This window comes from Lentzea alba (genome assembly GCF_047445655.1).
GTDB lineage: Bacteria > Actinomycetota > Actinomycetes > Mycobacteriales > Pseudonocardiaceae > Lentzea > Lentzea alba_A.
Window position 1 is genome coordinate 201,657 of sequence record NZ_JAJAEG010000016.1, and the last position, 21,973, is coordinate 223,629.

The 21,973-nt window shown below is 68.5% G+C and carries 21 protein-coding genes; 9 read left to right on the forward strand and 12 right to left on the reverse strand.

Annotated features, from left to right (window positions below; translation table 11 throughout):
* Positions 1-42: 42 nt before the first annotated feature.
* From LFM09_RS26790 to LFM09_RS26820, 7 genes are all read right to left on the reverse strand, one after another.
* Positions 43-1,527 (reverse strand): HAL/PAL/TAL family ammonia-lyase, encoded by a 1,485-nt coding sequence (locus LFM09_RS26790; protein ID WP_414099309.1) that lies wholly within the window; start codon positions 1,525-1,527, stop codon positions 43-45.
* Positions 1,528-1,706: 179 nt separating this feature from the next.
* Complete coding sequence (locus LFM09_RS26795) at positions 1,707-2,432, reverse strand: SDR family NAD(P)-dependent oxidoreductase (RefSeq protein ID WP_414099310.1); 726 nt, start codon at positions 2,430-2,432, stop codon at positions 1,707-1,709.
* Positions 2,420-3,853: an AMP-binding protein gene (locus LFM09_RS26800; RefSeq protein WP_414099311.1), complete on the reverse strand. Its 1,434-nt coding sequence runs from the start codon at positions 3,851-3,853 to the stop codon at positions 2,420-2,422. The genes LFM09_RS26795 and LFM09_RS26800 overlap by 13 nt, the downstream gene beginning before the upstream one ends.
* A 75-nt stretch (positions 3,854-3,928) precedes the next feature.
* Positions 3,929-4,786 carry a M23 family metallopeptidase gene (locus tag LFM09_RS26805; RefSeq protein ID WP_414099312.1) on the reverse strand — a complete coding sequence of 286 codons (858 nt, stop codon included), beginning with the start codon at positions 4,784-4,786 and terminating at the stop codon, positions 3,929-3,931.
* Positions 4,787-5,497: 711 nt separating this feature from the next.
* A complete protein-coding gene (locus tag LFM09_RS26810; RefSeq protein ID WP_414099313.1) occupies positions 5,498-7,591 on the reverse strand; it encodes a transglycosylase domain-containing protein in 2,094 nt (697 codons plus the stop codon).
* A gap of 119 nt (positions 7,592-7,710) precedes the next feature.
* Positions 7,711-8,739 carry a carbohydrate kinase family protein gene (locus tag LFM09_RS26815; protein WP_414099314.1) on the reverse strand — a complete coding sequence of 343 codons (1,029 nt, stop codon included), beginning with the start codon at positions 8,737-8,739 and terminating at the stop codon, positions 7,711-7,713.
* 65 nt (positions 8,740-8,804) lie between these two features.
* Entirely contained in the window at positions 8,805-9,263 is a 459-nt protein-coding gene (locus LFM09_RS26820; protein WP_414099315.1) for an SRPBCC family protein, read from the reverse strand.
* Between the two features lie 128 nt (positions 9,264-9,391).
* On the opposite strand from LFM09_RS26820, the gene LFM09_RS26825 reads away from it, so the two are divergent.
* The gene (locus tag LFM09_RS26825) at positions 9,392-10,042 is read left to right on the forward strand and encodes an alpha/beta fold hydrolase (protein WP_414099316.1); all 651 of its coding nucleotides are present in this window, start codon (positions 9,392-9,394) and stop codon (positions 10,040-10,042) included.
* Here the strand turns inward: LFM09_RS26825 and shbA are convergent.
* The 5 genes from shbA to LFM09_RS26850 all read right to left on the reverse strand — a co-directional run bounded on the left by shbA (position 10,039) and on the right by LFM09_RS26850 (position 14,675).
* Positions 10,039-10,725, reverse strand: coding sequence for an RNA polymerase sigma factor ShbA (gene shbA / locus LFM09_RS26830; protein ID WP_414099317.1), 687 nt, complete (start codon positions 10,723-10,725; stop codon positions 10,039-10,041). The genes LFM09_RS26825 and shbA overlap by 4 nt on opposite strands.
* 146 nt (positions 10,726-10,871) lie before the next feature.
* Positions 10,872-12,098 (reverse strand): class I SAM-dependent methyltransferase, encoded by a 1,227-nt coding sequence (locus tag LFM09_RS26835; RefSeq protein WP_414099318.1) that lies wholly within the window; start codon positions 12,096-12,098, stop codon positions 10,872-10,874.
* Positions 12,099-12,776, reverse strand: a complete 678-nt coding sequence (locus tag LFM09_RS26840; RefSeq protein ID WP_414099319.1) for a DUF1365 domain-containing protein — start codon at positions 12,774-12,776, stop codon at positions 12,099-12,101.
* Positions 12,773-14,065 (reverse strand): NAD(P)/FAD-dependent oxidoreductase, encoded by a 1,293-nt coding sequence (locus tag LFM09_RS26845; protein WP_414099320.1) that lies wholly within the window; start codon positions 14,063-14,065, stop codon positions 12,773-12,775. The genes LFM09_RS26840 and LFM09_RS26845 overlap by 4 nt, the downstream gene beginning before the upstream one ends.
* Positions 14,004-14,675, reverse strand: a complete 672-nt coding sequence (locus tag LFM09_RS26850) for an alpha/beta hydrolase (protein ID WP_414099321.1) — start codon at positions 14,673-14,675, stop codon at positions 14,004-14,006. Before LFM09_RS26850 ends, LFM09_RS26845 begins: the two co-directional genes overlap by 62 nt.
* A gap of 91 nt (positions 14,676-14,766) precedes the next feature.
* Here LFM09_RS26850 and LFM09_RS26855 point away from each other — a divergent pair, with 91 nt between their 5' ends.
* The 8 genes from LFM09_RS26855 (at position 14,767) to LFM09_RS26890 (ending at position 21,973) form a co-directional block, all read left to right on the forward strand.
* Complete coding sequence (locus LFM09_RS26855) at positions 14,767-15,591, forward strand: alpha/beta fold hydrolase (RefSeq protein WP_414099322.1); 825 nt, start codon at positions 14,767-14,769, stop codon at positions 15,589-15,591.
* Between the two features lie 128 nt (positions 15,592-15,719).
* Positions 15,720-15,821 carry a keywimysin-related RiPP gene (locus LFM09_RS26860; protein WP_414099323.1) on the forward strand — a complete coding sequence of 34 codons (102 nt, stop codon included), beginning with the start codon at positions 15,720-15,722 and terminating at the stop codon, positions 15,819-15,821.
* Positions 15,822-15,842: 21 nt separating this feature from the next.
* A complete protein-coding gene (locus LFM09_RS26865; RefSeq protein ID WP_414099324.1) occupies positions 15,843-17,660 on the forward strand; it encodes a lasso peptide isopeptide bond-forming cyclase in 1,818 nt (605 codons plus the stop codon).
* Positions 17,644-17,895: a lasso peptide biosynthesis PqqD family chaperone gene (locus LFM09_RS26870; protein WP_414099325.1), complete on the forward strand. Its 252-nt coding sequence runs from the start codon at positions 17,644-17,646 to the stop codon at positions 17,893-17,895. The genes LFM09_RS26865 and LFM09_RS26870 overlap by 17 nt, the downstream gene beginning before the upstream one ends.
* A complete protein-coding gene (locus LFM09_RS26875; RefSeq protein WP_414099326.1) occupies positions 17,892-18,302 on the forward strand; it encodes a lasso peptide biosynthesis B2 protein in 411 nt (136 codons plus the stop codon). Before LFM09_RS26870 ends, LFM09_RS26875 begins: the two co-directional genes overlap by 4 nt.
* Positions 18,299-20,041: an ABC transporter ATP-binding protein gene (locus LFM09_RS26880; protein WP_414099327.1), complete on the forward strand. Its 1,743-nt coding sequence runs from the start codon at positions 18,299-18,301 to the stop codon at positions 20,039-20,041. Before LFM09_RS26875 ends, LFM09_RS26880 begins: the two co-directional genes overlap by 4 nt.
* Positions 20,042-20,170: 129 nt before the next feature.
* Positions 20,171-20,725 (forward strand): helix-turn-helix transcriptional regulator, encoded by a 555-nt coding sequence (locus LFM09_RS26885; protein WP_414099328.1) that lies wholly within the window; start codon positions 20,171-20,173, stop codon positions 20,723-20,725.
* Positions 20,726-20,800: 75 nt separating this feature from the next.
* Positions 20,801-21,973: a glycoside hydrolase family 88/105 protein gene (locus tag LFM09_RS26890; RefSeq protein WP_414099329.1), complete on the forward strand. Its 1,173-nt coding sequence runs from the start codon at positions 20,801-20,803 to the stop codon at positions 21,971-21,973.

Consider the following 21,973-nt stretch of genomic DNA (forward strand, 5'->3'; position numbering starts at 1 on the left):
CGACCCAGGTGTGACCCCATGTGGGACTGCAAACCGGAGCACTCATGACACACTCTCCACTTCGGACACAATGACGTCCAGGAGGTCGGCGACCTGGCCGAGTGCGCTGTCAAGTGGCCGATCTTCCACAATTGGCGGCACTTCTTCGGCTATCCGGTCGAACGCCTCCGCGAGTTTCGGCGCGAGCGGCCGGCGCGCGCCGACGTGCACGGCCTGGCGCAGGCCGATCGCGAGCCCTGCGTGCAGGTAGCGCAGGTGCGTCGCCTGGTCGAGCGCGGTGAACGCGGCCTGCGTGCCGAACGGGACGACGTCCTGGTTGTGCAGGTTCGTCGGCAGGCTCTGCACCGAGGCGGGCACGGCGGCGCGGCGCATCGCGGCCACGGTCGCGGTCGTGCACAGCTGCACCCCCTGCAGCGCGTGGTGCTGACCGGGCGCCGGGCTGAGCATCGGCGGCAACCCGTTGGTGCGGCGGGGATCCACCAGGAGGTCGAGCTGGCGTTCGGCCAGGTTGCCCAGCTGCACGAGCGCCACGTTGAGCTGGTCGGCCGCGAAGGCGCTGGGCTGACCGAAGAAGTTGCCGCCGTGCACGACCTCCCCGGTCTCCGGGAAGAACAACGGGTTGTCGCTCACCCCGTTGAGGTCGCGGCGCACCACCTCGTCCGCGTGCCGCACGCTCGTCCCGGCCGCGCCGATCAGCTGGGGCGTGCAGCGAATGCTGTACGGCTCCTGCAGCGGACGTTCACCGGACGGACTGCTGCCGGCGAGCCAGGTCCGGATCGCGGCGCCGGTGTCCGCGACGTCCGGGTGGCCGAACGCGGCCAGCAGCCCGACCGAGGTGAACTCCGTGCCGCAGCCCAGGACGTCGGTCATCAAGGCGGACAACAGCTCCGCGCTGCGCCGGGCGCGGATCGCCTGTGCCACAGCGAGTCCGAGTGCTGCGGCGGTCACCGAAACACCGTTCACCAACGCGAGCGCGTCCCGCCCGTCGAGTTCGAGCTTCTGCAGCCCCGCACGGTCGAGAGCTTCCCCCGCCGGCATGAGCCGGCCTTGGAAAAACGCATTCCCGTTACCGCGCAACGCATGCGCGACGTAGGCCAGCGGCTGCAGGTCACCGCTCGCGCCGACCGAGCCCAGCCGTGGCACCGCGGGGGCGAATTCCGTGCCCAGCATGGCGATCAGCGCGGTGACGACCTGCTCCGACACCCCGGATCGCGCCTGTGCCAACGAGAACAGCCGCGCCAGGACGGCCGCGCGGGCGACCGCGGGCGGCATCAGCTCACCGTGGCCGACGATGTGGTGGATGATCGTGTTGTCGCTCTGGCCGGCGCCGTCAGGTCTGCCCCCGAACTCGACGAGCGGGCCGAAACCCGTTGTGACACCATAGATCGCGCGCCCGGAACCGCTGACTTCGAGCACGAACTCACGGCACCGCGCGATCCGCGCCCGCACCCCGGCATCCAATTCGACGCGCAGCGGTCCGCGGGCCAGTTCGAGATGGGAAGGTTCGAGAGCTGCTGCGAGATTCACGGCAGCAGAAGATGTTCCGACAGGCACGACGCCTCCTGTGGACGACATGAGGGAGCCTCTCGCGACGATCCCCGTTGACCTGTCGGCGAGGAAGGGCCTAAACGCACTACCCGAAGAAATAGCCTGTCTTCGTTCCACCCCGTGGCGGTAGTTGTTGCTCGTTGACAGTGAAGCCGTTTTCAGAAGTCCTCTGGAGTGATGAGCCCACCAGAGCGGTGATCGAACTCTCCGCTCACGATTCGGGCCAAAAGACCGGCCGACTGCTCCACCGGGGTGAAACTCCCCCTGGTGTGCTGAGATTTCGCCCACTGCGAGACGCGTCGCAGGTCCGGATCATCGCTGTCCATGGTGCGGCCGCGGTGCATCAGGCCGACGTCGACCATGCCGGGGTCGTAGCTCAGCACGGCGATCGGCCGGTGCTTGAGCTCGACCGCGACGTTCTCGGTCAGCTTGATCACGGCCGCCTTCGACACCGAATACGCGGTGACGTAAGGCCATCGGTGCACGCCGGCGTTGCTGACCACGTTGATGACCCGCCCGCTCGTCATCGTGCGGATCGCGGCGTTCATCGCCGACGCGGTGCCGCGCAGGTTCACCTCGAACGTGCGCCACCACTCGGTCTCGTCGACCTGCCACGTCGGCCCGACCGGTCCACCGAGCGCACCGTTGTTGACCAGCACGTCGACCCCGCCGATGCTCTCGATCAGCTTCGGCGTCGCACTCGGGTCACCGAGGTCGGCGACATGTGTCTCCACGTCGACGCCCTGGGCTTTGAGCTCGGCTTCCACGGCGTCGAGCGCCTTCTCGTCCCGGCCGGTGATGACGAGCTGATGTCCTTGCGCGCCAACGGCCTCACTGAACGCCCGGCCCAGTTCCTTGGCGCCGCCGGTGATCAGGACGCGCACTCGCCGGCTTCTTTCAGCAGTCGGCGGAGGATCTTGCCCGAGACCGACCTTGGTATCTCTGCCACGAACTCAACCTGGCGCACCTTCTTGAACGGCGCCACCTCCGCCGCCACGAACGCCATCAGTTCGTCCGCGGTGACGTCGCCTTGCGTCACCACGAACGCCTTGGGCACCTCGCCGTTAACCCGATCGGGCGCACCGACCACCGCGGCGTCCCTGACCGCGGGATGCCTGCGCAACAAGGCCTCCAGCTCGGCCGGCGCGATCTGGTAGCCCTTGTACTTGATCATCTCCTTGATCCGGTCCACGACGTGGAACCGGCCGTTGTGGACTCGCACGAGATCGCCGGTGCGCAGCCATCCGTCCACGAAGGCCTGTCGCGTGGCCTCCTCGTCGTTCAGGTAGCCGTCCATGACCTGCGGACCCCTGATCAGCATCTCGCCCTCGGCCGTGATCCGCGCTTCGGTACCGGGACAGAGCACACCGACACTCGTGGGGTCGGAATCGTCGATCGTCTGGTGCGTGCCGCCCGCCTCGGTCAGGCCGTAGCCCTGCCAGAGCGGGGCCTGCAGCTTGCGTTCGGCTTCCCGGCGAATGCTCTCGTCGAGCGGAGCGGCACCGCACAGCGCGAGCTTGAGGTGGAGCTTCGGCGGTGCTTGTGCGTAGTCCGCGATCGCGGCGGCGAGCGGTGGCACGAGGAACGCCCTGGTGACCCTGTGCTCGGCGAGGCGTTGCAGGTAGGTGCCGGCGTCGCTGCGGGGCATCGTGATGAGTGTGGCGCCGCCGAGCAGGCCGGAGTTGAGGATGATCGCGAAGCCGTAGATGTGGAAGAACGGCAGGTTCGCGGCCAGGACGTCGGTCTCGTCGACGCGCCAGCCCGGCCGGTGCTGCTCCAGGTTGGCGACGAGGGCGCGGTGGCTGAGCTTCACCGCTTTGGTGAGACCCGTGGTGCCGCTGGAGAAGAGCACGGCAGCGGTACTGCTCGGGTCTGTGCGCGGGAGCGTTCCGGTGTCGCTCTCGGGAAGGTCGTCGAGGTCGAGCGTTGCCTTGACGTTCGCGACGTCTTCGAGCCGCTCGACTTCTTTCGCGGTGAGCAGCGGATTGATCAACGCGGCCGTCGCGCCGGCGGCCATGATCGCGTGCAGCCCGACGGCGTACCTCGGCCGGTTCACGCTCGCGATCGCTATGGTGTCGCCGGGCTTCACACCCTTGCTGACCAGGCCCTTCGCTGTTCGCTCGACCTGGGTCTTGAGTTCGGCGTACGTGAGGCTTTCGCCCGTGACCGCGTCTTTCAACGCCACCTTGTCGTGGCTTCTGGTGAGGACGTGCTCAGGGACCGTGCATGCGGGAATCGCCACCGCGGGCAGGGGGCTGCGGTAGATCACCTGGTCGGCTCCGGGTTCCACGCCGCCGGGCCTCATGCCCGGCAGCGTGGCCGAAGGGTATTCCCACTCCTGGTGCTCGTGCGACTACCCGAGGGGACCGATTTGAGACGACTACAGCGTGACGCCGCGCGCCGCCAGCCAGCCCACCGGGTTGATCTTCTGCCCGCCACCGACCCACACCTCGAAGTGCAGGTGCGGCCCGGTCGACTGCCCGCGGTTGCCGATCGTGGCGATCTGCTGACCAGCCTTGACCTTCGCACCGTTCGGCACGTCGATCGTGTTCATGTGGCCGTAGACGGTGATCGTGCCGTCCTCGTGCTGAACACGCACCCACAGCCCGAACCCGGACGCGGGCCCGGCCTCGATGACCGTGCCGTCCATGACGGACACGATCGGCGTGCCGATGGCGTTCGCGATGTCGACCCCGTTGTGGCTGGTGCCCCAACGAGCGCCGAACCCGGACGTGAACGACCCCTGCGCGGGCCGGACGCACTTCGGCCTCTTGGCTTCTTCCTCGGCGGCCTTGCGGGCCTGCTCGGCCTTGATGGCCTCCTGGCGCTTGACGTAAGCGCCCTCCGCGGACTTGAGCGCCTCGCGAACGGTGAACTGCACCTGGAGCTGCTCGGCCTGCAACAGCTTGCGGGTCTCAGCGCCGGTGTCGAGAGAGTGCACCGTGCGGATGCCCTGCTCCGGCTGCTGCTGCTGTCCGGTCATCGCCGCCGCGAGGTCCGTCGTCGAGGCGACGGGGACGATGCGATCGACCGGCGTGACCGTGGCCGCCGCCTGGGTGAAGCCGGCGCCTGCCAGCGCGCTCGCGGCGACAACCGCCGCCACAGCCTTCTTGCGGTCGAGGTCCACCTTGGCGATCACGTCGACCAGCGGGGCCTTCGCTCGGGACAGCGGGGACTTCGCGCGATTCAGCGATTCCTTCGCTCTACCCAGCGAGCCCTTCGCTCGATGCCGTGCCAAACCTGCCTCCATGCACTCGGGGGAGTTCGGCTAACCGCGCTTCGCCTGGCGTCGGGGGGCCTGGCTGCGGGCGTTTCGGGGCGCCCGGTGGTGGACTTGGGCCGCTTCGGGGGCGACCCGTTCTGGACCGCTTCGGGGGCGGGTCCGTGTCCTTGCGGTTATCGAACCGTGACATGCGGCAGGGAACGTAACCTCGCGTCACCAGCACGGGCAAGCTATGTGGGCGTTTAGGTGACGAGGGCCACGGTTGGTCACCGTGCGTAGTTTCTTGGTTCAATGCCTAGGTAACGGCTTTTAGACCAATCCTGGCCTTGGTGTTTGTACTGGTCAGTCGCTTTATCGTGAAAGGTTTGCTGGGTCGGTTGGCCGGGGATGGCGCGGTGGGGTGCTCACGCGCTGGAGCCGGGGTCGTTTGGGTGCGGTCCCAGGTCGGCTTGCGTGCGGGCGGTCACGTTCCAGGGGGAGGGCGCGTGCCGTGCGCGCGGTCACCTTGCGTTGGTGGCCGGGTGGGTCCTTAGACGAGCTTTGGTTGCGTCTCGCGACTTCGTCGCGATGCGATTGGCCGCGGCCATCCACCAAGCCGATGGCGGGTGCTCGGCCGCACTCTCCCGGCCCCCGCCATCCCATCAATCCACCAGCCCCCCAAAGCAAAGGGCCGCCGGACGCGTCTGGCGTCCGGCGGCCCTGCGATCAATCAGGCCTTACTCGTCCTTACTTGTAGCGGGCCGCGGCAGGCGGCAGGCCCACCACCGGCAGCCCCTCGTGGATCACCTTCATGGCGTTGAACCACGTAGGCGCAGCCACCTGACCACCGTAAACACCGTTGTTGCTGCCAGGGCAGAACCGGATCGGGTTGGCGCAGATCACCTCAGGCCGGTTGCCGTCGGCGTAGGTCATCACGGCACCCGCGAACTGCGGGGTCGCGGCCATGAACGCCACGGACTTGTGCTCCTCGGTGGTACCGGTCTTGCCGATGGCCGGGCGGTTCCAGCCGGTGGTGCGGGCCGCGTCGGCCGCGGTGCCGCTACCGCTGGTGTCGTGCGACATGCCCTGGGCCAGGGAGTTGGCCAGGTCGGGCTTCACGGCCTCTTCGCACGGCTTTTCGTTCAGCGGGATTTCCTTGCCGTAGCGGTCGATGACCTTCTCGACCGGGGTCGGCGGGCACCAGGTGCCGCCCGAGACGATCGTGGCGGCCACGTTCGCCAGCTCCAGGACGCTGGTCGCGCCGGGGCCGAGGGTGTAGGAGCCCGCGTTGTTCTGCTTCGTCCAGTCGCCCTGGGACGGGCCGTTGGACTTGTCGTCCTTCAGCGGCTCGCCCGCGCGGTTCACGCCCTGCAGGGTTTCGCGCATGCCCAGGCGGTAGGCCATGTCCACGACCTTGTCGAGGCCCGTCTTCTCCTGCAGGATCACGAAACCCGTGTTCGGGGACTGGGCCAGGGCCTGGGTCAGCGACATCTTCTCGGGGTACTTGCCAGCGTTCTCGACCACCCACGGCTTGTTGCCGTTCGGGTAGACCCTCGACGAGTAGGTGGCGGGGACCGACATCTCCTTGTCGATGCCGATGATGCCGCGTTCCATGGCCGCGGCGGCGGTGAAGACCTTGTTCACCGAGCCGGGACCGAACGGCAGGACCTCGGCGGGCACGGGGCGGGCGACCTGGCCGAGCTCGGCCTTGTTGCCGTAGTCGCGGGAGGCGACCAGGGCGCGCACGCGGTGCTTGTCGGTGCCCGGCTGGACGACGGACATGACGTTCGAGATGCCGTTCTGGGTCTTCGGGACCTGCTGCTCGGCGGCGGTCTTCGCGGCCTTGGTGGCCTTGGGGTCCATCGTGGTCTTGATGGTGAGGCCGCCGCGCTGCAGCTGCTTGTTCGTGATGCCGGACGCGCGCAGGTAGTCGAGCAGGTAGGAGCAGAAGAAGCCGTAGATCGGGCCGTCACCGGCGCCGACGCAGCCCTTGGGCAGGATCTGCAGGTCCTCGACGACGCCCAGCGGCTGCGCCTTGTACTCGTCGGCCTTCTTCTGGGCCTCGGCCTGGTCGGTGCCGAACGCGCCGTTGTCCTTCATCATGGTGATGACGAGGTTGCGGCGCTCCAGCGCCTTCTCCGGGTTCGCGCCGGGGTTCAGCGACGACGGGCGGTTCGCGATCGCGGCGAGCAACGCGGCCTGCGGGACGGTGAGCTTGTCGGCCGTCGTGTTGAAGTACGCCTTGGCCGCGGCGCCGACACCGTAGGTCTGGTTGCCCAGCGGCACGATGTTCAGGTAGCCGGCGAGGATCTCGTCCTTCGACATCTGCTGCTCGAGCTGCAACGCGACCCGCGCCTCGCGCATCTTGCGGCCGATGGTCGCCTCGGTGGCCTTCTCCCAGGCTTCCTGCTCGTTGTCCGCGCCGAGCACGAACGCCATGTAGTTCTTCACGTACTGCTGGGTGAGCGTCGACGCGCCCTGCGTCGCCCCACCGTCCACACCGGCCTTGGCGGCGGCACGGGCGATGCCCTGCCAGTCGACGCCCTGGTGCTGGTAGAAGCGCTTGTCCTCGATCGCGAGGATCGCGGCCTTCATCGTGTCCGAGATCTCGTTGAACTCCAACGGAACCCGGTACTGGTCGTACAGGTAGGCGATCGGGTCGCCGTTCATGTCCTGAATCGTCGTGACGAGTGGCAGCTCCCCCTTGGCGAGGTCACCCGACGTCTGGTCGACGGTGTCGGCAGCGCGGTTGGACGCGAGCCCGAGACCTCCGACGAACGGGAACACCATCGCAGCGAGGAGGACGCCCGCCGTCAGGCACAACCCCAGCAACTTGACCAAGCCTGACGCACGTGCGGCGAACAACCCGCAACTCCTTCCGAGCAACACCCCAGAGATCCCTACATATAAGTCGCGCGGGAGGCCACGAAGGTTGCGTCCGCTGATCGACTGTTTTCAAACTACCGGAGTAGCCGCAGGCCGATCGTCGGACTAGCCCTTCGCACCTCGACTCCGGCGTGGTCGGGCAACAGGTCGTCGAGGAACCCGTACCGCGTCAACTCTTCGTCCGGCCGCCGGCTCACCGTGCGCCACCAAACCGCGATGTCGCCCCACCCCGGAGCCGACAGCGACCCACCGAAGTGCTGCACGGACAGCGCGGCGCACAGGTTCGCGAACCGCACCCGGTGTTCAAGCGGCCACCCGGCCAGAGTGCCCATCACGAACCCGGCCCCAAACACGTCACCGGCACCGGTCGCGTCGAGTTGCGCCACGTTCAGCCCCGGCACGTCCACGACCTCGCCGGTAGAGCTGTCGACCGCGACCGCACCTCCGCCGCCTCGTGTGACGACCACCACCGGCACGTGCTCGGCGAGCTTGCGCGCCGCGGCCTCCGGTGTGTCGGTCCGCGTGTACCCCTGCGCCTCCACGTGATTCGGCAGAAAGACGTCATATCCCTCAAGGCGGCGCAAGAGCTCCGGCGACCACGCCCCGGTCCGGTCCCACCCGATGTCGGCGAAGAGCTTCGCGCCGTTCTCCTTCGCCGTGCGCACCCACTGCTCGTCCTCGCCTTGGATGTGCACGAAACACGCCCGTGCGGACGGCGGCGGGCAGAAGAGATCGTCTGCCACGACAGGCGCCTTGTGCCCGTGCGTGACCATCGAACGGTCGCGCTCCATCGCCATAGATACAGTCACCGGCGAATGCCACCCGTAGAACCGGCGGCAGTAAGAGAGGTCGACCCCCTCCTGGTCGGCGAGCACGTCCCAGCAGAAGTCGCCGTACGCGTCCTCACCGAACGCCGCCGCCAGCGCGGTCTTCAGTTCCAGTCGCCGCAACGCCACCGCGAGGTTCGCGATCCCGCCCGGACACGATCCGAGGCCCTCGGCCCACACCTCCGTGCCCGCGGCCGGTGGGCGGGGCAGGCCGGTGAAGATGATGTCGAGGAAGACGGTGCCGGTGAGCAGCACGTCGTAGTCGGGCTCTGCCATGGGTGAAACTCTGCCATCCGACACCGACAATCCCAGGCTGGAAACGGCGTCGTGGCGGGTTCCCCTCAGGAAATCGTCCCGCTCGCGACGATGCCGAGGTGCTCGTTGCGGAGCCGGATGAGGCGCGGCATGTACCTGTCGAGCACGAGCCGCTCGGCGACCCTCCCCAACGGCCCGAACGGCGCTGCGAACTCGACGACGTCACGCATGAGGGTGCCGTCGCCGTCCCGCGCGAAGTGGTGATCGTGACGCCAGTGCCGGAACGGGCCCGCGACCTGCTCGTCGACGAAGTGGTGCGGCCGGTCGTAGGCGGTGATGTGCGAGGTCAGGCGCCATCGCAGCCCGAAGTGCCGCGCCTGCCAGGTGACGGTGTCGCCCAGCCGCATGCCGCCGGACGTGACGCCGCCGACGACCTTCTCGCCGGACCGCGCCATCGACCCGGTGTGCACCTCGACATCGAGGGACAGGTCGAACAAACGCTCCGGCGGCACGGCGAAACGGGTGACCACCTCGAACTGCGTCATGCCGCGAGGCTAGAACTCCGCAGCTGAGAGAGATCCCGCCGGGTTCGGGATCGATTCCGGTCCTGGCACTTCCGCTCAGCGGAAGCCGATGCTCCCTGGCGACCCCGGTCACGACGTCCACTGAGGACATGTCCGAACGCCCCGCTCTCCTGCTGGTCCACGGCGCCTGGCACGGCTCCTGGTGCTGGGAACCGCTCCGAGCACTCCTCACCGAGGACGGCTGGCACGTCGACACGGTCGACCTGCCCAGCGTGGGTTCGCCCCACCACGGCATGCACGACGACGCCAAGGTCATCAGAGACGCGATCAACGGCCCCACGGTCGTCGTCGCCCACTCCTACGGCGGCATCCCCGCCACGCAAGCAGCCGCAGACCTGCCCGACGTCCAGCACCTCGTCTACGTGGCCGCGTTCCAGCTCGACGTCGGCGACTCGCTCCAGAAGACGGTCGGCCCTCCCCCGCCGTGGTGGCAGCAAGAAGGCGGGGTCCTCCACGCACAAACCCCGGAGACCATCTTCTTCAACGACGTCGACGATCCCCCGACCGACAGGCTCCGACCTCAGAGCTACCGGGCCTTCACCGACCAGCTCACCAAAGCGGCGTGGCACAACACGAACAGCACCTACGTCATCTGCGAGAAGGACAACGCGATCCCGGTCTTCGCGCAGGAAGCGATGGCCCAGCGCGCGACCTCACAAGAACGCCTCACAACGGGCCACTCCCCGTTCCTGGCGAACCCGCGACAACTGGCCGCGATCATCGCGAAAGCAGCGAGCTAGCCCTCCTCGGCGATCATCTCCCGCATCCGGGTGAGCGCGCGGTGCTGAGCGACCCGCACCGCCCCCGGAGTCGACGAGACGGCCAGCGCGACCTCCTCGGCGGACAGCCCGACCGCCACCCGCAGCACGAGAATCTCGCGCTGGCGCGACGGCAGCTTGTGCAGCAGCCGCGTGACCTGGGCCATCATCTCGCCGTTGACCGCGTGCTGCTCCGGCCCGTCATCCAAGGAAGGACAGTCAGGCAGTTCCGGCACGACCTCCGCGCGGTTGCGGACGGCGCGGCGGCGGGCGTCGGCGACCTTGTGCGCGGCGATGCCGTACACGAACGCGAGGAACGACCCCGGCTCGTAGCGGTACTTGGACAACGCGCCGAGCACCGCCACGCAGACCTCCTGCGCGATGTCCTCGGCTGAGACCAGGGTTCGCTCACGGCCGCCGACGCGGGCACGGCAGTAGCGCACGATCAGCGGCTGGATCCGGCCGAGCAGATGCTCGACCGCACGTCTGTCTCCGGCTAGAGCGGCGTCGACGAGGTCGGTGAACTCGGCTTCGGCGAGCCACTGGTTGGAGACCGGTGCCTGGCGCACCCGCCGGCGCATGGGCACCGTTGGCTGGTTCCACGTGTCCTCGGGTGAGAGGACGCCGACACCGCCACCGGTCCGCACGGCTGTGGGTTGAACCATCCCGGCGACCTCCTCCACTACAGCGACACTCGGGGCTTCACTGAAGAAGAGAACGCAGCGAGCCGTTTGATACCGCCTGCTTCCAAGAGGACCACGAAGTCCAGTCGGGTGGGGCAAGCAGCACCCTTTTGGGGTAGAACGTGGTCCTAATGGCCCAGTCTTTCGGCCATGCCGAATTGCTGTACCCCGAGGTAGCCGACGCGGAAGCCGGCCTCCGAGTAGGCCAGGTAGAACTCCCACATCCGGCGGAACGTGTCGTCGAAGCCGAGCTGTTTCACCTCGTCCCAACGGGTGAGGAACGTTTCACGCCAACGCCTCAGCGTCTCGGCGTAGTCGTCGCCGAACGACCGCGTCTCGACGATCCGCAGCCGGGTGTGGTCGCGCACCGACTCCTCGATCGCGCGGACCGACGGGATGAGCCCACCGGGGAAGATGTACTTGTGGACCCAGCTGTAGGTGGCCTTGCTGGCGATCATGCGGTCGTGCGGCATGGTGATGGCCTGTAGCCCGACCCGGCCGCCGGGGGCAAGCACCCGATCGAGCATGGAGAAGTACGCCGGCCAATATTCGGCACCGACTGCCTCGATCATCTCGACGCTGACGACGGCGTCGTACTGCCCACGCTCCTCTCGGTAGTCGCGCAGCTCGACCGTCACCCGTTCGTGGAGGCCCGCGTCCCTCACCCGGTCCAGCGCGAGCTTCCGCTGTTGCTCGGAGATCGTCAGTGACGTGACCGTGGCACCCCGCTCCGCCGCCCGAATGGCCAACGCACCCCACCCAGTGCCGATCTCCAGCACCCGTGTACCAGCGCGAACGCCCGCGTAGTCGAGCACGCCGTCGATCTTGCGCAGCTGGGCCGTGCGCAGGTCGACCTCGCGGTTGTCGAACAACGCCGACGAGTACGTCATCGTCTCGTCCAGGAAGGCCGCGAACAGCTCGTTCGACAGGTCGTAGTGCCGGTGGATGTTCTGCCGCGAGCCCGCGACGTCGTTGATCTCGTGCTGGCGACGCTCCGCCCACCGCCGCAGCCGCTGCAGCCGGGGCGGGATCAGGGTCGTGAGCCGGGCAGCGAACACCGACAGCACGTCCGCGAGCTCGTCGGACGCCCAGTCGCCCACCATGTAGGCCTCGCCGAAGCCGATCTTGGCGTCGGCGCCGAGCCGGTGGAAGAACGCCGCGGGCCGCTCCAGCCGCATGACCGGGCCGCCGGCACCCCAGGTCTTCCCGTCGGGCAGCCGCACGGTCACCGGCAAAGTGCGCACGGCGTTGCGGAACAGCGACTCGGCGATCCGCGCCCGCAGCGGCGAACGCGGCGTCGTGAACAACCCCGGCCAAATGCCCTGGCCGGGGCGGGGCAAGGACAACGTGCTCATCTACTTACTCCTGGGGACGATCGGCAGGCGCCGGAAATACAGAGCGATGCCATGACGGCGGATAAGCGCGGACACGCGCTGGGGCATCAGCGGCCGTCTGAACAGCATCCGCAGCCCCGTGCTGCGGGTGCCCCTCATCGTGGCGCTGAAGGTCGTCTTCCCGTTCTGCCGCAACGCGATGGTCACGGAGAGCTGGTTCCCGGGTTTCGGCAGCCGCATCACGTAGTGGCCGTCGACCTCCAGGAACGGGGAGACGTAGAACTCCTTGTCCACCGACGCCCGGCCGCGGTCGTCGGTGCGCAGCAAATAGCAGTGGCGCCCGCCGTAGGTGTTGTGGACTTCCGCGACCACACACACGAGCGCTCCGGACGCGTCGTGACACCAGTAGACCGACAGCGGGTTGAAGACGTAGCCGAGCACACGGGCGTTCGTGAGCATCAGGACCTGCCCGCCGCCCAGCGAGACGCCACGCTCGCCCAGCCACTCCTCCAGGTTCGCCCGGATGCTCCGATCAGGCGACCCGAGGTGGTCGCAGGCCTCGAAGCGGGCGAACGGCTTCGCCCACCAGGGCAACCGCGGCAGCTCGTCGAGGTCCACGAGCCACATGTAGGCGCGGTGGCTGAACGCCCGGTCGATCAGCTCGCGGCGGGCGTGCGTGATGAGGACGTCGTAAATCACCAGTCGACCCCGAAGTGCCGAGCCGCCCGGACACCCGACGCGCAACCGTCCTCGTGGAACCCCCAACCGTGGTACGCGCCGGCGTAGGCGGTGGACGGCGAGTTGATCTCGGGCAGACGTCGTTGCGCGGCAACGGATTCCGGCGTGTAGATCGGGTGCTCGTACGTCATCCGCGCGAGCACTGCGTCCGGGTTCACGTCGTGCGGGTTGAGTGTGACGACGAAGTCGCGCGGCTCGTCGAGGCGCATCAGCCTGTTCATGTGATAGCTGACCAGCACCTGATTGTCGGCCTCGGCGCACGCTCGCTTGTAGAGGTTCCAGGACGCCTTGGCACCGCTCGTGCGCGGCAGGATCGACGCGTCGGTGTGCAGCCAGGTCTCGTTGCGCGAGTACTGGAACGCGCCCAGCACCTCCTTCTCCGCCCGCGTCGGGTCGGCCAGCAACCCGAGCGCCTGGTCCGGGTGCGTCGCGATGACGACGTGGTCCGCGGTGTGCAGCACGTTGTTGTCGTCCCGGATCTCCACACCGCTGCCGGTCCTCGTCACCGCGCGGATCGGAGTGCTCACATGAACGGCTCGCAGACCCTTCACCGCACGGTCCACATAGGTCCGGGAACCGCCGACGACGGTCTTCCACTGCGGGGTGCCACCGATCGACAGCATGCCGTGGTTGCCGAGGAACTCGAACAGGTACCAGGCCGGGTACTTCATGCTCAGCGCCGCACCGGACGACCACACCGCGCTGACCAGCGGGATGATGAAGTGGTCGACGAAGTACCGCGAGTACCCGCCGATCACGAGGAACGCGCCGAGCGTGACGTCGTGCGCCTCCTCGTGGTTCAGGACGCGCTGAGCGTGCCGGTAGAACCGCGTGATCTCGGCCAGCATCCTCATGTACCGGCCGTTGGTGGCGTTCTTCGGCTGCGCGAACAGGCCGGGGAGTTTCCGCGCGCCCGCGTACTCCAGCCCGCACCCGTCGCAGCGCACGCTCATCGACATCTCGGAGTCCTGAGTGGACACCTGCAGCTCGCGGAAGAGCCTGATCAGGTTCGGGTAGGTCCGTTCGTTGTGGACGATGAACCCGGAGTCCACCGCCACACCGCCGATGTCGTGCGTGTGCGCGTGCCCGCCCAGCCGGTCGTCGGCCTCGAACAGCGTCACGTCGTGCTTGCGTTGCAACACGTAGGCGGCGGTGAGCCCGGCGACTCCCGCTCCGATGACGGCGACCTCAGCCACGCGAACCTCCCAGGGGCACGTCGAGGCCACGCGGCGAGGCCTCCCGCATGGCATTCGCGATGTCCGGTGCCACCGGTTCGAGCCCGAGCTCGCCGTGCACGAAGTCGACGACGAGCCGCGTCCAGTCCCGCGCCCGCCGCAGCATCGCGTGACCGTCACCCTCGACGTTGAACCGCGCGACCCGGTCCGTCACCGTCTTCGCCTGCCGCGCGAACCACAGCGACTTCGCCGGATCCGTCATCCGCTCCTGGTCGCCGTGCGCGATGAGCAGCGCCCTGCCCCTCAACTGCTCGAACGGCTCCCCCGGCACGATCCACGGCGCCAACGCGCAGACCGCCACGACGTCCGGATGCCCAGCGACCCTGAGCGCCGTCCGGCCACCCATCGAGTGCCCGACGAGCACGATCGGTTTGCCGGGATGCAGCTCGGCGATCTTGTCCAACGCCCACCGCGCGTCCTGCACAGGATCGAGGCTCGGCGCGTTCCAGCCGCGCACCCGGTAGCGCAGGTTCCAGACCTCGACCCCCGGTGCCCGCAGCGCGCGGGCCAGCGGAACCATCCGCAGGTACGCGAGGTTGTGGCGCCGAACAGGTTCGGTGCCGCGTTCTCGTCCGCCGTGCAGCACGAGCACAACGGCATTCGTACCGGCCGGCGGTTTCAGCACGTCGACATGCGGATGCACACTTGATGTTCGGGAGACCACGCTCTTCGGCTCGCCAGTTGAGACCCAGGTCACACAAGTATTGTTCGAACCTGTGATCGAACACCTCAGCATCCCCACCGAGGCCGGCACCTTCGACGCCATCGCGTCCGGCCCCGAGGACGGCCGCCCGGTGTTGCTGCTGCACGGCTTCCCCGAGGCCGCCATCGAGTGGGAGCACCAGGTCGCGGTGCTGGGCGTGAACGGCTTCCGCGCCGTCGCCCCCGACCAGCGCGGCTACTCCCCCGGCGTGCGCCCCGAGAACGCCAACGAGTACACCGTCACGCACCTGGTCGGCGACGTGATCGCGATGGCGGACGCGCTCGGCTGGGGCACGTTCGACCTGGTCGGCCACGACTGGGGCGGCGCCGTCGCGTGGTGGACCGCGATCGACCACCCCGACCGGCTGCGCACGCTCTCCGTCTTCTCCACGCCGCACCCCGGCGCCCTGAAGACCGCCCTGCAGACCGACGAAGAACAACGGATGCGGTCGCAGTACATGCTCGACTGGCGCGAGCGCAGCACCGAACGGCGCATGCTCGACAACAACGCCCACGCCCTCAAGCAGATGTTCGAGTGGCGCATCCGGCCGTCCCACGTCGAGGAGTACATCCAGCGCCTGTCCGAGCCGGGCGCGCTCACCGCCGCGTTGAACTGGTACCGCGCGGGCAAGCCGAGCGGCGCCGCGGACAAGATCACCGTCAAGACCATGTACGTCTGGAGCACCGAGGACGTGGCGTTCGGGTCGGTCGCCGCGTTCGAGACCGAGAAGTGGTGCACCGGCGGGTACCGGTTCGAGATGGTCGAGGACGTCAGTCACTGGATCCCTGAGGAGATCCCGGAGGCGACGAGCTCCCTTCTCCTCGAGCACCTGTCCTAAACCTCGATTTCCGCTTGCGGCAACTGCCGGAAGCGGAAGCCGTTTTGCCTGGTAGGCGGTTCGCCCCTCTCGTTACGTTCAGTCTGCGCGCGCTGAACCGAAGATCCCCACGAGGAGAGGTGCGAACCATGTACGAGACCCCGCAGCTGATCGACCTCGGCACGTTCGAGGAGCAGACGGGCCTGCTCGGATTCTCGGGCAACGACCGGCTGATCCTCAGCAAGAACTGACGCGACACCACCGCGGAACCGATGCCTGACCAGGGTTCGCGGGGTCACGGCGAGCCGCACTTCGTGGTCCTACCCGACCACGAGGCCGCGCTCGCCGTGGCCCATCGCATCGATGCGCCGAGAACACTCACCCACGCATCAGGACGTCCGTGGCTCGTCGGGCAGTGGCACGACGACGAGATCACCGTCGCGGCGGCGGGTGACGTGCGGCTGGCGGTGATCGGCTGGTGCCCGGTCAGCGTCGCGGAACTGGAGCGCACGGCCGCCGGCCTGCGCGACCTCACCCACCTCGACCAGCTCGCCAGGAGTCTGCCCGGCAGCTTCCACGTCGTCGCCTCGCTGGACGGGCGGTACCGCGTCCAGGGCACGGCCTCCGGGCTGCGGCTGGTGTTCCACCGCCGGATCGACGGGCTGGTGGTCGCGGCCGACCGCGCCGACGTGCTGGCCGGTGATGCCGAGGTCGACGTGCAGAGCCTCGCCGTGCGCCTGATGTTCCCCACGCCGCACCCGTTGCTGGAGCGGACGATGTGGCGCGGGGTCGACTGCGTGCCGCCCGGCAGCGCGCTGCTGGTGGACGGCGATCGAGCCGGGCTCACCCGGTGGTGGCACAACCCCGAACCGGTGCGTGGCCTGGCGGAGTCCGCGCCCGTGGTGCGACAGGCGCTCGTGGAAGCCGTCGACGTGCGCACGCGCCGGGGCGGGACCGTTGCGTGCGATCTGTCCGGAGGGCTCGACTCCACGTCGATCACGTTCCTCGCGGCCCGGTCGGACGCGCGGGTCGTGGTCAGCACGTGGCCTTCGCTCGACCCGATGGACGAGGACGTGACGTGGGCCCGGCTGGCCGCCGAGCACCTGCCGGAGGTCGAGCACGTCGTGTGGCCTCCGGAGCGCATCCCGCTGGTGTACGAGAACCTGCTCGGCATCGACGACCCGATGGACGAGCCCACCATCGGGGTGATGGACCGCCAGCGACTGCTCGAAGACCTGAACGGCTTGGCGGGCAAGGGGTGTCGTGTCCGGCTGACGGGCATCGGCGGCGACCACGTCGCCTGGTGCTCCGAGGCGCACTACCACTCGTTGCTGCGCAGGCGGCCGTTGTTCGCGATCAAGCGACTGCGGGCGTTCCGAGCACTGTTCCACTGGCCGTTGCGGCCGATGATCGCCGCGCTCGCCGACTCCCGTTCGTACGGCGCGTGGCTGCGGGACGAGGCGGTCGCCCTGCGGGCCGGCCGGCGGCCGACGGTCACCGGGGCACTCGGCTGGGGTGGTGCGCCGAGGTTGTTCGACTGGGTCACGCCGGAAGCACACGAGCTGGCCCGCGACGCGCTGCTGTCAGCGACGGCGGAACCGTTGGGGCGCACCAGAGGCGAGCACGGCGACCTGGAACCGATCCTGTCCTGCTCACGGATCATCCGGCAGTGGGAGCAGATGAGCGCACGGGCGGGCCTGCCCATCCAGTCACCGTTCCTGGACGACCGCGTGATCGAGGCGTGCTTCTCGGTGCGGCCGGAGGAGCGCGTGACGCCGTGGCGCTACAAACCTGTGCTCACCGAGGCGATGCGCGGCATCGTGCCGGACGAGTGCCTTGCGCGCACGAACAAGGCGCAGGCATCGCTGGAGGCCTCCGCCGGGCTGCGCAGGCACCGTGGCGACCTCGTCGAACTGTGGGAGAGCTCGAAACTCGCCGAGCTCGGGCTGATCGACGCGCGCAGGCTGACCGAGCTCGCGTTGCGGCCGGACACGCCGGAGCTGCGCACCGGGATCTTGTACTCGACGATCGGCTGCGAGGTGTGGCTGCGCAGCCTGGACAAGGGAGCAGAACGTGCGGCTGCGCGCTGATGTGTCCGTTGCGGACACGGACTACGGCCAGGTGCTGCTCGACGAGCGCACCGGGCGCTACTGGCAGCTCAACCCGACCGGCGTGGTCGTGGTGCGGGCATTGCTCGACGGGGCCGACGAGAACGCCGCCGTCACCGCGCTCACCTCCACCTACGAGGTCGAGGAAGCTCAGGCGCGCGAGGACGTGACGGCACTGGTGACGGGGCTGCGGACCGCCGGGCTGGTGACGTCGTGACCACGCCTTCCTCGCTGAGCCGACCCACCGGTGTCCCGTTGCGCCACCGGCTGGGCGCCCGCCTGGCGGTGGCCCTCGCGACTCCGCTGACCCGCCTCAAGCCGCGCACCCTGCGCCGTGTCCTGAGTTTCCTCCGCCGCGGCGCCCGACCGGCGGAGTACGACACGGCCAAGGCCGCTCGGGACGCGGTGCTGGCGGTGAGCCTGCGTTGCCTTGGCCCGCAAGGCTGTCTGCCGCGATCCGTGGCGGTGGTGCTGCTGTGCCGGCTGTCGGGCACGTGGCCGACCTGGTGCGCGGGAGTGCGGGTCATGCCGCCGTTCGGTGCGCACGCGTGGGTCGAGACGGACGGAGTTCCGGTCGACGAGAACGTGCCCGCGCAGTACTTCCGGCCGCTGATGACGGTATGAGGACGCTCGACCTGCTCCGCCTGGCCTCCGGGCACGTTCGCGCGCTCGCCCTGGCCGTGGCGGCGACGCTGGTGGCGTCCGCGCTCGGCCTGCTGCAGCCCCAGCTGTTGCGCGAGGCCGTCGACGCGGCCGCGTCGACGGCGGTGCCGTGGCGGCTGTTGATGGCGATGGCGGCGTTGTTCGCGGTGCAGGCGTGCGTCGACGGCATCGGGCTGTTCCTGTTGGAGCGCACCGGAGAACGGGTCGTGCTCGGCGTGCGCCGTCGGCTGGTGGCCCGGCTGCTGCGGTTGCGCCTGGAGGAGTTCGACTCCCACCGGGTGGGCGACCTGATGTCGCGGGTCGGCACCGACACGACGGTGTTGCGCGAGGTGGTCTCCACCGCCTCGGTCCAGCTGATCACCGGCACGCTGACCGGGGCGGGCACCGTCGTGCTGATGCTGCTGATCGACCCGGTGCTGTTCGTGTGGGTGATGGGCACGGTCGTCGTCGCGGCGGTGGTCGTCTACTCCCTCGTCGGCAGGCTGCGGACCGCGGGTGAACAGATGCAGCGCGGAGTCGGCGCGATGACAGCCGACCTGGAGCGTGCGCTCGGAGCGTTGCGCACGGTGCGCGCGTGTCGTGCTGAGGAACGCGAAGAGGAACTGATCGGGCGCCAGGCCGAGCAGGCGTGCGCCGCAGGAGTGCGGGCCGCGCGGATCACGTCCGTCATGAGCCCGGCCGTCGAGCTGGCGATGCGCGGGTCCCTGCTGGTCGTGCTGCTGGTCGGAGGCACGCGGGTGGCGAGGGACACGGCCTCGGTGGGTGATCTGATGGCGTTCCTGCTCTACGCCACCTACCTGGTCATCCCCTTCACCGCGGTGCTGCAGGGCATCGGCCTGCTGCAGAAGGGCATGGGCGCGCTCGGCAGGGTCGCCGAGGCGCAGTCGTTGCCGGTCGAGGACACCTCGGGTGCCGCGATGCCGGAACGGGGTGGAATCGCACTCGAATTCCGCGATGTCTGGTTCAGCTACCGCGATCGGCCGGTGCTGCGCGGCGTGTCGTTCACCGTCGAGCAGCGCTCACACATCGCCCTGGTCGGACTGTCCGGAGCCGGCAAGTCGACGCTGTTCTCGCTGATCGAACGGTTCTACGAGCCCACTTCGGGTGCGCTGCTGGCAAACGGCACGGACATCCGAAAATTTTCGCGACACCAATGGCGGGGCCGAATCGCACTGGTCGACCAGGACTCTCCCGTGCTGAACGGCACGCTCCGTGACAATCTCCGCTACTCCGCACCGGACGCCTCCGATCACGATCTTCACGAAGTACTGGAACTCGCAAATCTCGACGAACTCGTGCAGCGGCTTCCGGCCGGCCTGGACACCGAACTCGGTGAACGCGGACGGGCGCTGTCCGGCGGGGAACGCCAGCGCATCGCGCTGGCCAGGGCTCTGCTCACCCGCCCTGAGCTGCTGCTCCTCGACGAACCGACGGCCCACCTCGACCCGGTGAACGAGCGGGCGCTGCACCGGGCCATTCACCGCGTCGCCCAGGAGTGCGCATTGCTGGTCATCGCGCACCGGTTGACGACAATTCGCGAGGCCGACCGGATCGTGGTATTGCACGCGGGCGAAGTGGTCGCGCAGGGCACGCACGACGAGTTGCTCGCCATTAATGATTTCTATGGCAGGCTCACCGCGGGTGATTTCGTTGACAATTCAAAGTCGTTCGAAGCCGAAATATCGCCTGGATGGAGGTAGAGACACCACTACGACGAATGCCAACATGACTACGCCAGTCAGCGTTCGGGAGAAAGGCGAGTCGTGTTGCGACGATCTCCAGCTGTCCGCAGCGAATTCGCCCAGCTTTTGCACGACCGCTCCACCGTCATGCGCACGCTCGAAAGTCTCGTGGTCCGCTCGACCTCGGTGCGCGGCGTGCTGTCGAGCCAGGGCGGAGTCGACCACGCCCTGCTCGGCCTGATGACCAACACCGCCGAACGCGGACGCCTGCTGCTCGACCCGCCCCTCGCGAGAGAGGCCGAGACGTTCGACCACCAGGCGCTGATCCGCGTCCACACCAAGCCCGCCCGGCAGGTGCTCGTCTTCGACGACCGCGTCGCCGTGCTCCCGCTCGCCGCCGGAGACCTGAACGTGGGAGCCGTGCTGGTGCGCAGCCCGCTCGCCCTCGCGTACGGCGAGCTCTTCGAGCTCATGTGGTCGGACGCCCGCACACCGGACGGCACGCCCGGCGAGACCGGTCTGTCGAGCCGCGAGACCAAAGTCATCGGACTTCTCCTGGACGGCGCCACCGACCACCAGGTCGCCACCCGCCTCGGCATGAGCAGCCGCACCGTCCGAGCTGTGGTGGCTCAGCTGCAGCAGCGGTACGGCACCCGCTCGCGGATGGCGCTCGGATTCCAGCTCGCCCGCGTCACCAATTAGGTCTAGACATCGGAGTTCTGACTCGGTTAGGTCTTGGGTGCCGCCGCCTCGGCTTGTCCCTTGGAGGGATCACGCATGACCACGTCCAGGCGCGACTTCGTGAGACTCGGCGGCGCCGCACTCGCCGGTGGAGTCGCCTTAGGGACCGGCACGGCGTCAGCGGAAGTGGACGTGGCGGCCGAGGAGCGGATCGACTGGTCCGTCGAGGTCGTCGAGTCGACGATGAGGCAGTACACGCCGGAGACGCTCGGCGGCTGGGGTTACACGCGCGGCCTGTACCTGTGGGGGCAGTGGCTCGTCTTCGAGCGCACCAAGAACAAGAAGTACTTCGACTACGTCAAGGCGTGGGTGGACCGGTTCGTCGGGCCCGACGGCAAGTTCAGCCGCACGTTCACGCACCTCGACTCGATGCGCGCCGGCCAGCTGTTGCCGTTGCTCTACAACGCGACCGGTGACAGGCGGTATCGAACCGCTTCGACGCAGATCCGCGAGCGCCTGAACACCTACTCCCGCACCAACGAGGGCGGCTTCTGGCACGCCGAGGGCGGTACGCGCGACTTCCAGAACTGGTCCGACGGCGTCTACATGGTCGTGCCGTTCATCAAGAAGCACGGCTACGCGTTCGGGGAGAAGGACTGGGCGGTCGCGGAGTCGTTGAAGCAGCTCCTCGTCTACGCGAAGAACCTGCAGCACGAGGACGGCCTGTTCCACCACGCGTACGACGAGTCGCGCAAGGTCTCGTGGGCCGATGCCAAGACCGGTGTGTCGCCGGAGTTCTGGGGCCGCGCGATGGGCTGGTACGCGATCACGTGCTGCGACGTGCTGGAGGACCTGCCGCGCAACCACCCGGACCGCCCGAAGCTGATCTCGATCCTCGGCAGGCTGATCGCCGCGCTTGCGAAGCACCAGGACCCGAGGACCGGACGCTGGTTCCAGGTCGTGGACAAGGGGTCGAACCCGGAGAACTGGACCGAGACCTCGTGCTCGTCGATGTACTCGATGGCGATCTCACGGGCCGTCGAACGCGGTTACGTGTCGCGGAAGTACGACGCGGTTGCACGGCGGGGCTACCGCGGGGTGCTGGACCGGGTGTCGATCAACGCGCAGGGCCAGACCGAGATCGCCGAGATCTGCATCGGCACGAACGTCGGTGACCTGCCGTTCTACCTCGCGCGGCCACGTGCGGTGAACGACCTGCACGGCATCGGGGCGTTCCTGATCATGAACGAGCAGCTGCGCAGGAGGTAG

Excerpts from the sequence above, each read along its gene's own strand:
- shbA (WP_414099317.1), bottom strand. The coding sequence starts at position 10,725 with ATGGTTCAACCCACAGCCGTGCGGACCGGTGGCGGTGTCGGCGTCCTC.
- LFM09_RS26845 (WP_414099320.1), bottom strand. The coding sequence starts at position 14,065 with ATGCCATGCGGGAGGCCTCGCCGCGTGGCCTCGACGTGCCCCTGGGAG.
- LFM09_RS26835 (WP_414099318.1), bottom strand. The coding sequence starts at position 12,098 with ATGAGCACGTTGTCCTTGCCCCGCCCCGGCCAGGGCATTTGGCCGGGG.
- LFM09_RS26815 (WP_414099314.1), bottom strand. The coding sequence starts at position 8,739 with ATGGCAGAGCCCGACTACGACGTGCTGCTCACCGGCACCGTCTTCCTC.
- LFM09_RS26865 (WP_414099324.1), top strand. The coding sequence starts at position 15,843 with ATGCCTGACCAGGGTTCGCGGGGTCACGGCGAGCCGCACTTCGTGGTC.
- LFM09_RS26800 (WP_414099311.1), bottom strand. The coding sequence starts at position 3,853 with ATGAGGCCCGGCGGCGTGGAACCCGGAGCCGACCAGGTGATCTACCGC.
- LFM09_RS26820 (WP_414099315.1), bottom strand. The coding sequence starts at position 9,263 with ATGACGCAGTTCGAGGTGGTCACCCGTTTCGCCGTGCCGCCGGAGCGT.
- LFM09_RS26890 (WP_414099329.1), top strand. The coding sequence starts at position 20,801 with ATGACCACGTCCAGGCGCGACTTCGTGAGACTCGGCGGCGCCGCACTC.
- LFM09_RS26860 (WP_414099323.1), top strand. The coding sequence starts at position 15,720 with ATGTACGAGACCCCGCAGCTGATCGACCTCGGCACGTTCGAGGAGCAG.
- LFM09_RS26825 (WP_414099316.1), top strand. The coding sequence starts at position 9,392 with ATGTCCGAACGCCCCGCTCTCCTGCTGGTCCACGGCGCCTGGCACGGC.
- LFM09_RS26885 (WP_414099328.1), top strand. The coding sequence starts at position 20,171 with ATGCGCACGCTCGAAAGTCTCGTGGTCCGCTCGACCTCGGTGCGCGGC.
- LFM09_RS26880 (WP_414099327.1), top strand. The coding sequence starts at position 18,299 with ATGAGGACGCTCGACCTGCTCCGCCTGGCCTCCGGGCACGTTCGCGCG.